At 75.1% G+C, this 15,288-nt stretch carries 11 protein-coding genes and 1 pseudogene; 8 read left to right on the top strand and 4 right to left on the bottom strand.

Annotation, left to right across the window (positions count from 1 at the left end; all coding sequences use genetic code 11):
* Together ACFQLX_RS04425 and ACFQLX_RS04420 are read right to left on the bottom strand one after the other, a co-directional pair.
* A pseudogene (locus ACFQLX_RS04425) lies at positions 1-216 on the bottom strand (DUF5691 domain-containing protein); the annotation flags it as partial.
* Entirely contained in the window at positions 213-1,628 is a 1,416-nt protein-coding gene (locus ACFQLX_RS04420) for an SWIM zinc finger family protein (RefSeq protein ID WP_386412101.1), read from the bottom strand. The pseudogene ACFQLX_RS04425 and the gene ACFQLX_RS04420, both read right to left, overlap by 4 nt.
* Positions 1,629-1,848: 220 nt before the next feature.
* Here ACFQLX_RS04420 and ACFQLX_RS04415 point away from each other — a divergent pair, with 220 nt between their 5' ends.
* The 5 genes from ACFQLX_RS04415 (at position 1,849) to sucD (ending at position 9,055) form a co-directional block, all read left to right on the top strand.
* Positions 1,849-3,006, top strand: a complete 1,158-nt coding sequence (locus ACFQLX_RS04415) for an ATP-binding protein (RefSeq protein ID WP_386412099.1) — start codon at positions 1,849-1,851, stop codon at positions 3,004-3,006.
* Positions 3,003-5,669 (top strand): DUF5682 family protein, encoded by a 2,667-nt coding sequence (locus ACFQLX_RS04410; protein WP_386412097.1) that lies wholly within the window; start codon positions 3,003-3,005, stop codon positions 5,667-5,669. The genes ACFQLX_RS04415 and ACFQLX_RS04410 overlap by 4 nt, the downstream gene beginning before the upstream one ends.
* On the top strand, positions 5,666-6,811 hold the full coding sequence (locus ACFQLX_RS04405) for a VWA domain-containing protein (RefSeq protein WP_386412095.1): 1,146 nt from the start codon (positions 5,666-5,668) through the stop codon (positions 6,809-6,811). Before ACFQLX_RS04410 ends, ACFQLX_RS04405 begins: the two co-directional genes overlap by 4 nt.
* A 161-nt stretch (positions 6,812-6,972) precedes the next feature.
* Positions 6,973-8,148, top strand: coding sequence for an ADP-forming succinate--CoA ligase subunit beta (gene sucC / locus ACFQLX_RS04400; RefSeq protein WP_386412093.1), 1,176 nt, complete (start codon positions 6,973-6,975; stop codon positions 8,146-8,148).
* A 22-nt stretch (positions 8,149-8,170) separates the two neighbouring features.
* The gene (gene sucD, locus ACFQLX_RS04395) at positions 8,171-9,055 is read left to right on the top strand and encodes a succinate--CoA ligase subunit alpha (RefSeq protein WP_386412091.1); all 885 of its coding nucleotides are present in this window, start codon (positions 8,171-8,173) and stop codon (positions 9,053-9,055) included.
* Positions 9,056-9,151: 96 nt separating this feature from the next.
* Here the strand turns inward: sucD and ACFQLX_RS04390 are convergent, their stop codons facing one another.
* Positions 9,152-10,090, bottom strand: a complete 939-nt coding sequence (locus ACFQLX_RS04390) for an RNA polymerase sigma factor (protein ID WP_386412089.1) — start codon at positions 10,088-10,090, stop codon at positions 9,152-9,154.
* A gap of 132 nt (positions 10,091-10,222) precedes the next feature.
* On the opposite strand from ACFQLX_RS04390, the gene ACFQLX_RS04385 reads away from it, so the two are divergent.
* The gene (locus ACFQLX_RS04385) at positions 10,223-11,644 is read left to right on the top strand and encodes a cell division protein PerM (RefSeq protein ID WP_386412087.1); all 1,422 of its coding nucleotides are present in this window, start codon (positions 10,223-10,225) and stop codon (positions 11,642-11,644) included.
* Between the two features lie 81 nt (positions 11,645-11,725).
* Here ACFQLX_RS04385 and ACFQLX_RS04380 read toward each other — a convergent pair whose 3' ends face one another.
* Complete coding sequence (locus tag ACFQLX_RS04380) at positions 11,726-12,673, bottom strand: hypothetical protein (RefSeq protein WP_386412085.1); 948 nt, start codon at positions 12,671-12,673, stop codon at positions 11,726-11,728.
* A 271-nt stretch (positions 12,674-12,944) separates the two neighbouring features.
* Between ACFQLX_RS04380 and purN the strand changes: the two genes are divergently transcribed.
* Positions 12,945-13,601 (top strand): phosphoribosylglycinamide formyltransferase, encoded by a 657-nt coding sequence (gene purN, locus ACFQLX_RS04375; protein ID WP_386412083.1) that lies wholly within the window; start codon positions 12,945-12,947, stop codon positions 13,599-13,601.
* Positions 13,598-15,217 carry a bifunctional phosphoribosylaminoimidazolecarboxamide formyltransferase/IMP cyclohydrolase gene (gene purH, locus ACFQLX_RS04370; protein WP_386412082.1) on the top strand — a complete coding sequence of 540 codons (1,620 nt, stop codon included), beginning with the start codon at positions 13,598-13,600 and terminating at the stop codon, positions 15,215-15,217. The genes purN and purH overlap by 4 nt, the downstream gene beginning before the upstream one ends.
* Positions 15,218-15,288 lie beyond the last annotated feature (71 nt).

Below are 15,288 nucleotides of genomic sequence, written 5' to 3'. Positions count from 1 at the left end.
GGCGGCACGGGCGCCCGCGCGCCGGGCGACGCCCTGCGCGGCGACGTCGCCGTGCAGCACGGGCACGGGCGGCCGGCGCCGCGCGGTGCCGAGCAGGGCGGCGGAGACGAGATCGGACCAGGGGGCGGCGGGCGGCCCGGCGGCGGGCGCAGCGGACATCCCGGGACCGCTCTCGGCGGACTCGATAGCGGGCGGGGTGGTGGGCGGGGTGCTCACAGCACCACCGCCACGTCGCCGGACCAGGTGGTCAGGGGGCGGAAGCCCGCGTGGCCCAGCTCGCCGAAGACCGTGAGCGGGGCGCCGCCGGAGACGGAGAGCAGCTGCCACAGCCCCGTGGCCCGCGCGTCCACCGGCAGCGCCTCGCCCGACGCCACGTGCGCCAACTGCCAGGGCTCCTCAGCCGATCCGGGGATCGGCACCACCCCGGAGAGCACGACCGGGACGCTGTCCAGCCACGGATCGCGGGCCAGCGCCCCGGCGTACGCACGGATCGCCGCGTCGACGCTCACGCCCCTGGGGTGCCCCCTGTCCACCGAGCCTGCGGAGGGCGCCGACGCCCGCGCGGAGGTCGCGAAGCGCTCGCCGAGGGTGGCGCGCAGGGTGTGCGCGCCGGGGTAGAAGGCCAGCTCCGCGTCGATGCTCACACCCGTGGGCAGCGCCACCTCGGGGGCGCGGCCCCCGCCCCCGTACGACAGCAGGAGCGCGAAGCGGCCGCTGCCCCGCCCGTACAGCCAGATGCGGCGCGTGACCAGGCGGCCGTCGTCCTGGTCCTCCTGGGCGAGGACGAGCCACTCCTCGCGGACCGTGTCACCGGCCAGCAGCCGCGCCGCGTCGGTCGTCAGCCCGACCCGGGCGCGCACCGTGGCGGCCAGCGGCTCGGGGAGCGCCTCGCGGCCGAGGAAGCCGCGGCCCAGCAGATGCAGCAGGGACGCCTCGGCCAGGAACCGCGAGGGCCAGCCGGGACCGGAGGCGGGCAGCGCCGCCAACTCCCGCACCCGCGCGGCCAGTCCGGGCGCCTGGGCGTCCACCATGCGCGCGGCCGCCTCCTCCCACACCGCTGCCGGCGGCGCGGCGGCGAGACCCTCGCGGAGGATGTCCGCCAACCGCTGCTCCAGCTCCGCCACCCCCGCCTCGATCCGCCGCAGCCGCTGCTCCGAACGACGCCGCGCGGCCTCGGGATCCGCGCCCCCCTTCTCCCCGGCCGCCCCCTCAGCGCTCTCAGCCCCCTCCGCCTTCCCGGCGCTCCCGCGGGCGCGCTCGCGCCGCCCCGCCAGCCAGGTCTGCGCCCAGTCGGCGGGCTCCTGCCCGGCGGGGGCGTCCGGCACCTCGCCGCGCGACCAGAGCAGCAGCAGCGCCAGCGCGTGCTTGCACGGGAACTTCCGGCTGGGGCAGCTGCACGAGTACGCGGGCCCGCGCAGATCCACCACCGTCTGGTACGGCTTGCTGCCGCTGCCCCTGCACTGCCCCCACACGCACTCCCCGGCAGCCCCGAGGGCAGGCCAGGACGCCGCGGCGGCGAGCTTGCCGGCGGCCTTGGCCGAGGCGGCGTCGGGAGCGAGGGTGAGCACCTGCTCACCGCTCCAGCGCTCCTGGATCCGCTCCTGGGTTCGCTCTTGGATCGAGGTCATGCCACCACGCTAGGGGCGACCTCTGACAACTGCCCTGACCTGCACGTTTATTGGGTCGGGCGGAATTGTCAGTGGGGTGCGGCAGGGTGGGAACCGCACCGGAGGCGGGACCGCGCGAGCAGGAGGGGGCGTGCGGTCCCGCCCTCCCGGGGCGCCCTCTTTTCATGCCGGCCGAGCGCCCGCTCGGGACCCCAGGACAGAAAGCAGAGGAGCCGTCACGATGACGACCGCACCGGCCCGGACCCGGACCGACCTCCCGACCCGCAGCGCGTCGCACAGCGCGTCGGACAGCGCCCCCGCGGACGTGCTGCGCCCGCACGCCGAGGTCGCCTTCGCCGCGGAGCTGGCCGCGCTCGCCGCCGCCGACGACCGGCCGCGCCCCGAGCGGTGGCGGCTCTCACCCTGGGCCGTGGCGACGTACCTGCTCGGTGGCGCACTCCCCGACGGCACGGTGATCACCCCGAAGTACGTGGGGCCGCGCCGGATCGTCGAGGTGGCCGTCACCACGCTGGCCACGGACCGGGCGCTGCTGCTGCTCGGCGTGCCGGGGACGGCCAAGACCTGGGTGTCGGAGCATCTGGCCGCCGCCGTGAGCGGGGACTCCACCCTGCTGGTGCAGGGCACGGCGGGCACCCCGGAGGAGGCCGTGCGCTACGGCTGGAACTACGCGCAGCTGCTGGCGCAGGGCCCCAGCCGCGAGGCGCTGGTCCCCAGCCCCGTGATGCGGGCGATGAGCGAGGGCATGACCGCCCGCGTCGAGGAGCTGACCCGCATCCCGGCCGACGTGCAGGACTCGCTGATCACGATCCTGTCCGAGAAGACCCTGCCGATCCCGGAGTTGGGGGACGAGGTGCAGGCGGTGCGCGGCTTCAACCTGATCGCCACGGCCAACGACCGCGACCGGGGGGTCAACGAGCTGTCCAGCGCCCTGCGCCGCCGCTTCAACACGGTGGTGCTGCCGCTGCCCGCGAGCGCCGAGGCCGAGGTGGACATCGTCACGCGGCGGGTGGCGCAGCTCGGCGCCTCGCTCGACCTGCCCGCCGTGCCCGACGGCGTCGCCGAGATCCGCCGGGTCGTCACGGTCTTCCGCGAGCTGCGCGACGGTGTCACGCAGGACGGGCGGACGAAGGTCAAGTCCCCCTCCGGCACGCTCTCCACGGCGGAGGCGATCTCCGTGGTCACCGGCGGGCTGGCGCTCGCCGCGCACTTCGGGGACGGCGTGCTGCGCGCCGGCGACGTGGCGGCGGGGATCCTGGGCGCGGTGGTCCGCGACCCGGCCTCGGACCGGGTGGTCTGGCAGGAGTACCTGGAGACGGTCGTGCGCGAGCGCGACGGCTGGAAGGACTTCTACCGGGCCTGCCGGGAGGCGGGCGTATGAGCGTGACGGGACTTCCCCGTACGAGCGGGACCGCCACCGCCGCCGCCGACGAGGCCACCGACGGCACAGCCGCCATCGACGTTGCGGCCGCAACTGCCGCCGCCCGAGCGCCGGTCGCGGTCGGGGAGCCGCTGCTCCTGGGTGTGCGCCACCACGGGCCCGGTTCGGCGCGCGGTGTGCTGGCGGCGCTGGAGGCGTTCGCGCCGGCGGCGGTGCTGGTCGAGGGGCCGCCCGAGGCGGACGCGGTGGTGGAGCTGGCCGGCGATCCGGGGATGCGGCCGCCGGTGGCGCTGCTGGCGCATGTCGCCGACGAGCCCGCGCGGGCCTCGTTCTGGCCGCTGGCGCACTTCTCGCCGGAGTGGGTGGCGATCCGCTGGGCGGTGGAGCGGGGAGTGCCGGTGCGGTTCGTGGACCTCCCGGCCGCGCACTCGCTCGCGCTGGGCGAGGAGGAGGACGGGGACGGCCCCGACACCTCCGAAGCACCGGACCCCGCCGCCGATGCCGACGGCCCTGACACCCCGGATATCACAGCCGCGAGGATCGATCCCCTGTCGGTGCTCGCCCGAGCCGCCGGATACACCGACCCCGAGCGCTGGTGGGAGGACGTCTTCGAGCACCGGATCGGTGAAGGGGGCGCGGGGGAGGGGGCGTTGGCGGCGTTCGCCGCGATCGGTGAGGCCATGGGGGCGCTGCGCGAGGTCCACGGCGACGGGGGGCACGTGCGCGACGCGGTCCGCGAGGCGCACATGCGGCTGCGACTGCGCGAGGCGCGGCGGGAGTTCGGCGACCGGGTGGCCGTCGTCTGCGGCGCCTGGCACGTCCCGGCGCTGCGGGAGAAGACGGCCGTCGGCGCCGACCGCGCGCTGCTGAAGGGGCTGCCCAGGGTCAGGGCCGAGCTGTCCTGGGTGCCGTGGACCCACCGCCGGCTCGCCCGCCGCAGCGGATACGGCGCCGGGATCGCCTCCCCGGGGTGGTACGCGCATCTCTTCGAGGCCCCCGACCATCCCGTCGAGCGGTGGATGACCAGGGTCGCCGGGCTGCTGCGGGAGCAGGACCACCCGGTCTCCTCCGCCCATGTCATCGAGGCCGTCCGGCTCGCGGACACCCTCGCCGCCATGCGCGGGCGCCCGCTCCCCGGCCTGGAGGAGACGCTGGACGCGGTGCGGGCGGTGATGTGCGAGGGCTCGGACGTGCCGCTGGCCCTGATCGGGGACCGGCTGGTGGTCGGTGACGCCCTGGGCGAGGTCCCCGACTCCGCGCCGGCCGTCCCGCTCCAGCGCGACCTGGCCCGCGCCCAGCGCACCCTGCGGCTCAAACCGGAGGCGCTGGAGCGGGAGGTGCAGCTCGACCTGCGCAAGGAGACCGACGCAGGACGCAGCCGGCTGCTGCACCGGCTGCGGCTGCTGGGCATCCCGTGGGGCGAGCCGCTGGCCTCGCACGGCGCGACGGGCACCTTCCGCGAGAGCTGGCGGCTGCGCTGGGAGCCGGAGCTGTCGGTGCGGGTGGCGGAGGCGGCCGTGTGGGGCACGACCGTGCTCACGGCGGCGAGCGCGAAGGCGGAGACGGAGGCCGCCTCGGCGACCGCGCCGGCCGAGCTGACCGCGCTGGTCGAGCGCTGCCTGCTGGCGGAGCTGCCCGAGGCGCTGCCCGTGGTCATGCGCTGCCTCGCGGACCGGGCCGCCCTGGACGCGGACGTCGGGCATCTCGCGCAGGCGCTCCCGGCGCTGGCGCGGGCCGTGCGCTACGGGGAGGTGCGCGGCACCCGGGCGCAGACGCTGGCCGACGTCGCGACGGGGCTGGCGGAGCGCGTCTTCGTCGCCCTGCCCGCCGCGTGCGCGGGTCTGGACGGCGACGGCGCGGCGGAGATGCGCCGCCATGTGGACGCGGTGCAGCAGGCGGTGGGACTGCTGGCGGCCCCGCAGGGCGGCGGAGGCGGGGACGTACCCGACGGCGCTCCGGCGGCCGAGGCGTCAAGAGGGGGAGGTGGCAAGGCGGTTGCGCCCCCCGCGCCCTCGACGCCGGACGCGATACCCGGTGACGGCGGCCTGCGCGGGCGCTGGGCGGCGACGCTCGGCGGTCTCGCCCGGCGCGGCGGCCCGTCCGGTGGCCGGCGCGGGGGGCTGCCCGGGCTGATCCGCGGGCGGGCGGTGCGGCTGCTGCTCGACGACGGCCGGCTCGCGGAGGGGGAGGCCGAGCGGCTGATGAGGCTGGCGCTCTCGCCCGCCGCCGAGCCCGCCGACGCCGCCGCCTGGATCGAGGGCTTCCTGGGCGGCGACGGCGGCGGCGGGATGCTGCTGGTCCACGACGAGCGCCTCCTCGCCCTGGTCGACGGCTGGCTGGGCGCGGTGGGCGAGGCGGCGTTCACGGACGTACTGCCGCTGCTGCGGCGCACGTTCGCGGAGTACGACGCGGGGGCGCGGCGTGCGATCGGCGAACTGGTCCGCCGCACCCCGCAGTCGCCCGGCGCCTCCCGCGAGCACGCCGAGGACGCCCTCGCCGGCTTCGCCCCCACGCTGGACCCGGCCCGCGTGGCGGCGGCACTCCCGGTCGTCGCCCTGCTGCTGGGCGCGGGCCCCGACCAGCCGACTCCCGACCACCCGACTCCCGACCATCCGGCTCCCGATCCCCCGACTCCCAACATCCCGCCCCAGGAGGAGAGATGACGAGCGAGACCCTGCGGCGCTGGCGGCTGGTGCTGGGCGGCGCGGCGGCCGACGGCACCGGATGCGCGCTGGGCGGCCGCGACGCCGCCATGGACCGGACGCTGGAGGCCCTCTACGGGCAGGGCACGGACGTCAGCCGGGGCCGCAGCGGCGCGCGCGGCGCCGGGCTGGGCGGCTCCGCGCCCCAAGTGGCCCGCTGGCTGGGCGACATCCGCACCTACTTCCCCACCTCCGTCGTCCAGGTGATGCGCCGCGACGCCATCGAGCGGCTCGGCCTCGCGGCGCTGCTGCTGGAGCCGGAGATGCTGGAGGCCGTCGAGCCCGACGTCCACCTGGTCGGCACCCTGCTCTCGCTCAGCAAGGCGATGCCCGAGGAGACGCGGGAGACGGCCCGCGCGGTCGTGCGCCGGGTCGTGGAGGACCTGGAGAAGCGGCTGGCGGCCCGCACCCGCGCGACGGTCGGCGGCGCGCTGGACCGCTCGGCGCGGGTCAACCGCCCCCGCCACCGCGACATCGACTGGGACCGCACGATCCGCGCCAACCTCAGGAACTACCTGCCGGAGTACGGCACGGTGGTGCCCGAGCGCCTCGTCGGCTACGGGCGGGCCGCGCAGTCGGTGAAGAAGGACGTCATCCTCGCCGTCGACCAGTCCGGCTCGATGGCCGCCTCCGTCGTCTACGCCTCCGTCTTCGGCGCCGTGCTGGCCTCGATGCGCTCGGTCTCCACCCGGCTGGTCGTCTTCGACACGGCGGTGGTGGACCTGACCGACCAGCTCAGCGACCCGGTGGACGTCCTCTTCGGCACCCGGCTCGGCGGCGGCACGGACATCAACCGCGCGCTGGCGTACTGCCAGAGCCGCGTCACGCGCCCCGCCGAGACGGTGCTCGTCCTGATCAGCGACCTCTACGAGGGCGGTATCCGCGACGAGATGCTCAAGCGCGTCGCGGCGATGAAGGCGTCCGGCGTCCAGGTCGTCACGCTGCTCGCCCTGTCCGACGAGGGCGCCCCGGCCTACGACCGCGGCCACGCGGCGGCCCTGGCCGCCCTGGACGCCCCCGCCTTCGCCTGCACCCCCGACCTCTTCCCGGAGGTGATGGCGGCGGCGATAGAGAAGCGCCCGTTGCCGATACCGGAGGCGTGACGTTCTCACCGTGCACAGGGTGACGGTGCGGAAAACGGCTGTGACCGTTCTCACCGCGCCGTTGTGTGCTGGAATTTAGGAGAGCCTGGAGGACAGGGCTAATGTGCATGGCGGCCCTGCCATACAACGCGACACGACTGAATTACAAGGGACGGACGCGCGTGGATCTGTTCGAGTACCAGGCGAGGGACCTCTTCGCCAAGCATGGCGTACCGGTTCTGGCCGGTGAAGTCATCGACACGCCCGAGGCGGCGCGTGAGGTGACCGAGCGTCTCGGCGGCAAGTCCGTCGTCAAGGCGCAGGTCAAGGTCGGCGGCCGCGGCAAGGCCGGCGGTGTCAAGCTGGCCGACACCCCGGACGACGCCGTCGAGAAGGCCGGCCAGATCCTCGGCATGGACATCAAGGGCCACACGGTCCACAAGGTGATGATCGCCGAGCTGGCTCCGGAGATCGCGGAGGAGTACTACGTCTCCTTCCTCCTCGACCGCACCAACCGCACCTTCCTGTGCATCGCCTCCGTCGAGGGCGGCATGGACATCGAAGAGGTCGCGGACAAGCGTCCCGAGGCAGTCGCCAAGATCGCTGTCGACGCCAATGACGGGGTGACCCCGCAGAAGGCGCGCGAGATCGTCGAGGCCGCGAAGTTCCCGGCCGAGGTCGCCGACCAGGTCGCCGACGTCCTGCAGACGCTGTGGAAGACCTTCGTTGCCGAGGACGCCCTCCTCGTCGAGGTCAACCCGCTCGCGAAGGTCGCCTCCGGCGAGATCCTCGCCCTGGACGGCAAGGTCTCCCTCGACGAGAACGCCGCCTTCCGCCAGCCGGAGCACGAGGCGCTGGAGGACAAGGCCGCGGCCAACCCGCTGGAGGCCGCCGCGAAGGCCAAGGGCCTCAACTACGTCAAGCTCGACGGCGAGGTCGGCATCATCGGCAACGGCGCGGGTCTGGTCATGTCGACCCTCGACGTCGTCGCCTACGCCGGCGAGGCGCACGGCGGCGTCAAGCCCGCCAACTTCCTCGACATCGGCGGCGGCGCCTCCGCCCAGGTGATGGCCAACGGCCTGGAGATCATCCTCGGCGACCCGGACGTCAAGTCCGTGTTCGTCAACGTCTTCGGCGGCATCACCGCCTGCGACGAGGTCGCCAACGGCATCGTCCAGGCGCTGCAGCTCCTCGCCGACAAGGGCGAAGCCGTCACCAAGCCGCTCGTGGTGCGCCTCGACGGCAACAACGCGGAGCTGGGTCGCAAGATCCTCTCCGACGCCAACCACCCGCTGGTCCAGCGCGTGGACACCATGGACGGCGCGGCCGACAAGGCCGCCGAGCTGGCCGCCAAGTAAGGGACGAGGTCACAGACTCACCATGGCTATCTTCCTCAACAAGGACAGCAAGGTCATCGTTCAGGGCATGACCGGTGCGACCGGCATGAAGCACACCAGGCTGATGCTCGGCGACGGTACGAACGTCGTCGGCGGTGTGAACCCGCGCAAGGCCGGCACCAAGGTCGACTTCGACGGCACCGAGATCCCGGTCTTCGGCACCGTCAAGGAGGCGATGGAGGCGACCGGTGCGAACGTCACGGTCATCTTCGTCCCGGAGAAGTTCACCAAGGACGCCGTGATCGAGGCCATCGACGCCGAGATCCCCCTCGCGGTCGTGATCACCGAGGGCATCGCCGTGCACGACTCGGCCGCCTTCTGGGCGTACGCCGGCAAGAAGGGCGACAAGACCCGCATCATCGGTCCGAACTGCCCCGGCATCATCACCCCGGGCCAGTCGAACGTCGGCATCATCCCGGGCGACATCACCAAGCCCGGCCGCATCGGCCTGGTCTCGAAGTCCGGCACGCTGACGTACCAGATGATGTACGAGCTGCGCGACCTCGGCTTCTCGACCGCCGTCGGCATCGGTGGCGACCCGATCATCGGCACCACGCACATCGACGCCCTGGCCGCGTTCCAGGACGACCCCGACACCGACCTGATCGTGATGATCGGTGAGATCGGCGGCGACGCCGAGGAGCGGGCCGCCGACTTCATCAAGGCCAACGTCACCAAGCCGGTCGTCGGCTACGTCGCGGGCTTCACCGCCCCCGAGGGCAAGACGATGGGCCACGCCGGCGCCATCGTCTCCGGCTCCTCCGGCACCGCGCAGGCGAAGAAGGAGGCCCTGGAGGCCGCCGGCGTCAAGGTCGGCAAGACGCCGTCCGAGACCGCCCGTCTCGCCCGCGAGGTGCTGGGCGGCTGACGCTCCTGCGCGCACCGCACCCGCGCACAGCAGGGCGCCGCTCCCGATCACGGGGGCGGCGCCCTTCGCGCGTGTACGGGGGACTCCGTACAGGACCTACGGCCCCGGGTCCGCCTCCCCCGTGAGCACGATCCGCGTCGTCGCCGGCTCCTCCCACGGCGGCTGCTCCACCGAGCCGGTCCGCGTGTAGTCGGGCGTCAGCAGCACGGTGAGCACCACGCCCACCACCAGCGCCGCGACCAGCGCGGCCGTGCGCCACCCCCAGCCCGCCGTACGCCGCTCGCTGAGCCGGCGCACCTCGCCGGGCTCCGGCACGTCGGCCGGCTGCGCCTCCCGCAGCCGCCGCAGCCGGACGTTCAGCAGCTCGCCCTGCCGCTCGGGATCCAGCCCCGCCAGCTCCGGCAGGGACCGCGCGAGCGCCGCCCGCCCGTGCGTGACGCGCCCGGCGGTGGCGGGCGTCGACGCCTCGACCTCCGCGGCGGTCTCCGGCAGGTCGAGCCCGAGGCCGTCGTAGAGCATGACGGCCCGGCGGTAGGCGGGCGGCAGCGCCAGCAGCCCGGTGAGCAGCGCCCGCTCCTCACCGGCGGCGGCACCGGTGTCCGCACCGGCGCCGGACCCGCGCCCCGGCCGCAGCCGCAGCCGCCGCCAGGGCGAGAGCGCGTGCTCGTACGCGGCGGCACGCACCCACCCCTGGGGGTCGCGGTCGCGGGCGACCTCGGGCCAGTGCTCCCAGGCGGTGTGGAAGGCGTACTGCACGGAGCGCGCGGCCTGCGCGCCGTCTCCGGTCAACAGGCGGACCTGCCGCGTCAGTTCAGGAGCGCAGCCGACGTACAGCGCGTCGAAGGCCCGCGCGGCGGCAGCGGCGCCGTCCCCGCGCGCCCCGTCCCCGCGCGCCCCCTTCCCGCGCCGCCCGGCACCGGACTCCACCGCCAGACCGCCGCCCCCGGGACCGCCCGCGCCCTGGGGACGCCCGGCGCCCCCGGGTTCTTCCGCATCCGCAGGGCCCTTGCCCCCGCCCGTATCGCCGCCGCTCACGCCCGGCTCCCGGCGGACGGCGCCCCGCGCCCCGGCTGCGATATGAAAAGGTCCATAAGCCTATGTTGCGTAACACTTCCGGCATTCGCCTGCTGCACGGGCGAAACGGGTGTTTCTGGGAGCATGTGCGCCGTGAGTCAATTGACCGATCACGAGCCCCGGTTGCCGACGGACTTCGCCGAACCACGCACCACCGTCCTGCGCGCCCCCGTCGCCCCCGCCCACGCCTTCGCCGCCGGCGCCGTCGCGGCGGGCCTCGGGCTCGGCTTCCTCGCCGTGCTGGTGCTGCTCCTGTGGATCACCTCGCCCTACCCCGACAGCGGCCCCGCCGGCGCGCTGCAGACCGTCGCGGACCTCTGGCTCCTCGCCCACGGCGCCGACCTGGTACGCACCGACGCCGCCGGCGGCCGCGGCGCCCCGGTCGGGCTCACCCCGCTGCTGCTCACCGCGATGCCGGCCTACCTCCTCTTCCGCTCCACCCGCGACCTCCTCGCCCCCGGCGGCACCGTCCTGCGCGGCGGCTCCGCCCCCCTGGCCACCGCCGGCTGGCTGCTCGGCGGCTACCTCTTCATGGCCGCCACCGCCACCGCCTACGCCGCCCTCGGCGACGGCGCCCTGCGCGTCTCCGTCCTCAGCGTGCTGCTCCACCTCCCGCCGCTCGTGCTGCTCGCGGTCGGCGCCGGGGTCTGGGCGGCGGCCGGCACCCCCGCCGCGCTGCTGCCCCGCCGCCCGGTGCTGCGCCCGCCCGCGCTGTGGCTGGAGGGCGCGGGCCGCGCGGCGCTGGCGGGCCTGGCGATCCTGCTCGGCGGCGGGCTGCTGCTGACGCTGGCCTCACTGGTGTGGCACGCCGCCGTCGCCCAGGACGCCTTCCTGCACCTGGCCGTCGACGTCTCCGGCCGGCTGGCGGTGCTGCTGCTGGCGGTGTCGCTGCTGCCGAACGCCGCCGTCTGGGGCGCCGCCTACGGGCTGGGTCCCGGCTTCAGCGTGGGCGCGGGCAGCGTGGCGGGGCCGCTGGGGGCGGCGGGCTATCCGCAGCTGCCGGTCTTCCCGCTGCTCGCGGCGCTCCCCCCGCAGGGCCCCGGCTCCCCGCTGACCTGGGCGGTCGCCGCACTGCCGGTGGCGGCCGGGCTGGGCGTGGGCTGGACGGTGGCGCGGGCCGCGGTGCCCGTACGGGCGATGCGCGACCTGAGCTGGACCTGGCGGCTGACCGCCGGCGCCACCGCGCTGGCCGCCGCGACCGCGGCGGTGCTGCTGGCCGCGCTGACCTGGCTGGCCGGCGGCCCGATGGGGCGCCGTACGCTGGCGGAGTTCGGCCCCGTCTGGTGGCAGAGCGGCGCGGCCGCGCTGGCCTGGACGCTGGCGCTGGGCGTGCCGGCGGCGCTGGCGGTACGGGCCTGGCGGCTGCGCGGCGAGGACGCGGAGGACGCGGAGGAAGACGGCGCGGACCATGCCGGCGGCGATCCGAAGCCGGGCGGCCGGAGCCGGTCGCTACGCGCCAAGTGGCCGCTGTGGGAGCCGCGTTCGGAGATCATCCGCGACCTTGAGGACGCGTGAGGGAGACCTCGGCGGATACGTGGAAGGGGCCGCACCCGGTGACGATCCGGGTGCGGCCCCTTCCACGTATCCCTGTGTCCCTTACTGGTCTTCCGGAAGGAAGGGCGGCGTGGGGAGTTCCCTGCACGCGTCCTGGGCGGTCTGGGTGAGGGCGTCCTCGCGGCACTCGTAGTAGTCGCTGTAGTGGAGCTGGACGGCGAAGAAGCCCGCCACGACCAGGAGCGCCAGACCGCCCGAGACGATCCCCATCGTCGCGGCCGTCTTCTGCGGCCTGCTCCCGGGCGGCAGGACGGGGCGCCCGGCGGCGTCCGTGGTGGCGGTCCGGGCCGGGGCGTCCGGGTCGGCGGTGCGCTCGGCCTTGTTGCGCAGGGCGGAGACGCCCCAGTACAGGGCGAGCACGCCGAGCAGCAGGGCGAGCTGCCAGAGGCTGAAGAGGGCGAAGAAGAACGCCCACATACCGGAGAGCAGGGCGTAGCGGGCCCGGCGCTGGTTGGGGTCGGTGGGGTCCCAGCGCAGCCGGGCCGGGCCGCCGGGAGTGCCCTGGCCGCGCTGCCCGCTGTGGGCCTCGGGGCGCCGGCCCCAGGCGCCCTGGTCCGAGCCCGGACCCGAGCCCGAGTCGCCCTGGCCGGACGTCCGGCCCGAACCCCACAGCCCCCGGCTCCCCTGGTCGGCGCCGTCGTCGCCCCCCGAGCCGCCACCGCGGCGCGGCGGCTGGCGGCGCGACCACTGGCTGCCCCAACCCGGCTGCCGCTGCTCGCCCGGGTCACCGGCCGGAGGCTGCTGCCCGCCGGGCGCGGGCACGGCCGGCTCGCCGGACGAGCCGGACGAGCCGGACGAGCCGGACGGGCCGGACGAATCGGACGAGCCCGAAGCGCCGGACGCGGGAGCCTCGGACGCGCCGCCCGCAGGCTGCTGGTCGGAGGTCTCGCGGTACAGCGGCGCACCGGCGCCGGCGGGCAGCCCGGTCGTCGGGAGGCCGGGGGACGGCAGGGGCCGAAGCGGCGGCTGGGGCTGCGGGAGGGGCTGCATGGGGCGGGCGTCTTCTCTCCGGTCGAAGTCCGTTGCCCAGACGCTACCCCGCCCGGCCGCCGGTAGCGCTGGCAGGTCGGTCCACCCAGGGGAGGGCAGCCCCAGGTCCTGTGACGACCGCCTCTCCACGGCCGTCCGAAGGGCCGCATAGCTGCCGGTATCGTTGCTGGCGGTCACCCGTTTGTAGGGATCCATAGACTTCATGGCCCCCCGCTTTCGTACGACCCGACAACCGACCGGTCCTGTAGAAAGTCCCGTAGAAAGTTCCGCCGTGGCCTCCCAGCAGTCCGACCCGCCCCCGCGGGGCGCCGTTTCCGGCCCCAGCCGCCTCGTCGTCCTGGTCTCCGGCTCCGGTACGAACCTCCAAGCGCTGCTCGACGCCATCGCCGCCGATCCCGGGGGCTACGGCGCCCGGATCGTCGCCGTCGGCGCGGACCGCAGCGGCATCGCCGGCCTGGAGCGCGCGGAACGGGCCGGGATCCCGACCTTCGTGTGCCCGGTGGGGGAGTACGCCACCCGCGCCGACTGGGACCGCGCGCTGGCCGAGGCGGTCGGGGCGTACGAGCCGGACCTGGTGGTGCTGGCCGGTTTCATGAAACTGGTCGGCGGGGAGTTCCTGGCCCGCTTCGGCGGCCGGACCCTCAACACCCACCCCGCACTGCTGCCCAGCTTCCCCGGCGCGCACGGCGTACGAGACGCCCTCGCGCACGGGGTGAAGGTGACCGGCTGCACCGTGATGCTGGTCGACGACGGCGTCGACACCGGCCCGATCATCGCCCAGGGCGTCGTGGCCGTGCGGCCCGACGACAGCGAGGACACGCTGCACGAGCGCATCAAGGAAGTCGAGCGAGCGCTGCTCGTCGACGTCGTGGGCACGCTGGCCCGCGACGGCTACCGCATCGAGGGACGAAAGGTCCATATCCCGTGAGCGCCCCCCAGACCCCCGCCGAATCCGCCGAATCCGCCGAGGGCGCCCAGCGCCCCGTCCGCCGCGCGCTGATCAGCGTCTACGACAAGACCGGTCTGGAGGAGTTGGCCCGCGGCCTGCACGAGGCCGGCGTGAGCCTGGTCTCCACCGGCTCCACCGCCGCGCGCATCGCCGACGCCGGTGTCCCCGTCACCCGCGTCGAGGAGGTCACCGGCTTCCCCGAGTGCCTGGACGGCCGGGTCAAGACCCTCCACCCCCGCGTCCACGCGGGCATCCTCGCGGACCTGCGACTGCCCGACCACGAGCGGCAGTTGGCCGAGCTGAACGTCGAGCCCTTCGAGCTGGTCGTCGTCAACCTCTACCCCTTCGAGGCGACCGTCAACTCCGGTGCGACGCCCGACGAGTGCGTCGAGCAGATCGACATCGGCGGCCCCTCGATGGTCCGCGCCGCCGCCAAGAACCACCCCTCGGTCGCCGTCGTCGTCAACCCCGCCCGCTACGAAGGGGTGTTGGAGGCCGTGGCGGCCGGCGGCTTCGACCTGGAGCAGCGCAAGCGCCTCGCCGCGGAGGCCTTCCAGCACACCGCCGCCTACGACACGGCGGTCGCCAACTGGTTCGCCGCCGGCTACGCGGCCGACCCCGCCGCCGACGGCGGCCCGCGGGACTTCTACGGCGCCACCTTCACCCGCCGGGCGGCCCTGCGCTACGGCGAGAACCCCCACCAGTCCGCCGCCCTCTACACCGACGGCAGCGGCCACGGCCTCCCCGGCGCCGAGCAGCTCCACGGCAAGGAGATGTCGTACAACAACTACGTGGACACCGAGGCCGCCCGCCGCGCCGCCTACGACCACGAGGAACCCTGCGTCGCGATCATCAAGCACGCCAACCCCTGCGGTATCGCGGTCGGTTCGGACATCGCCGAGGCGCACCGCAAGGCCCACGCCTGCGACCCCGTCTCCGCCTACGGCGGCGTCATCGCCGTCAACCGGCCGGTGAGCAAGGAGCTGGCCGAGCAGGTCGCCGGCATCTTCACCGAGGTCATCGTGGCTCCGGGGTACGAGGACGGCGCGCTGGAGGTGCTCACGCGCAAGAAGAACATCCGCGTGCTGCTGTGCCCCGGCGCCCCCTGCCACACCATGGAGTTCCGCCCGCTCGACGGGGGGCTGCTGGTGCAGGACCGCGACGAGGTGGTGGACGGACGCAGCCAGGCGGAGGGGGACGACCCGGCGAACTGGACCCTGGCGGCCGGAGAGGCCCTGACCGGGGCCGAGTTGGCCGACCTCGCCTTCGCCTGGCGCGCCTGCCGGGCGGTGAAGTCCAACGCCATCCTGCTCGCCCGCGGCGGCGCCACGGTCGGTGTCGGCATGGGCCAGGTCAACCGCGTCGACTCCGCCAAGCTCGCCGTCCAGCGCGCGGGCGAGGAGCGCGCGGCGGGCTCGTACGCCGCCTCGGACGCCTTCTTCCCCTTCGCCGACGGGCTGGAGGTCCTCCTGGCCGCGGGTGTGAAGGCCGTGGTGCAGCCCGGCGGTTCGATCCGCGACGAGGAGGTCGTCGAGGCGGCGAAGAAGGCGGGCGTGACGATGTACTTCACCGGCGCGCGGCACTTCTTCCACTGAGACCGACCAGCACCGACCAGCACCGACCAGCACAGCCCCGCAACACCCCGCAACGCCGAAGGCGCCGGTCC

The organism is Streptomyces polyrhachis, assembly GCF_042663125.1.
Lineage (GTDB): Bacteria > Actinomycetota > Actinomycetes > Streptomycetales > Streptomycetaceae > Streptomyces > Streptomyces polyrhachii.
Note: the sequence above shows the minus strand (reverse complement) of the source record. Positions and strands in the feature narration are given on the sequence as shown.

Bases quoted from the DNA above. Each gene is read 5' to 3' on its own strand.
- sucD (WP_386412091.1), top strand. From the start codon at position 8,171: ATGGCTATCTTCCTCAACAAGGACAGCAAGGTCATCGTTCAGGGCATG.
- ACFQLX_RS04420 (WP_386412101.1), bottom strand. From the start codon at position 1,628: ATGACCTCGATCCAAGAGCGAACCCAGGAGCGGATCCAGGAGCGCTGG.
- ACFQLX_RS04415 (WP_386412099.1), top strand. From the start codon at position 1,849: ATGACGACCGCACCGGCCCGGACCCGGACCGACCTCCCGACCCGCAGC.
- ACFQLX_RS04405 (WP_386412095.1), top strand. From the start codon at position 5,666: ATGACGAGCGAGACCCTGCGGCGCTGGCGGCTGGTGCTGGGCGGCGCG.
- ACFQLX_RS04410 (WP_386412097.1), top strand. From the start codon at position 3,003: ATGAGCGTGACGGGACTTCCCCGTACGAGCGGGACCGCCACCGCCGCC.
- ACFQLX_RS04380 (WP_386412085.1), bottom strand. From the start codon at position 12,673: ATGCAGCCCCTCCCGCAGCCCCAGCCGCCGCTTCGGCCCCTGCCGTCC.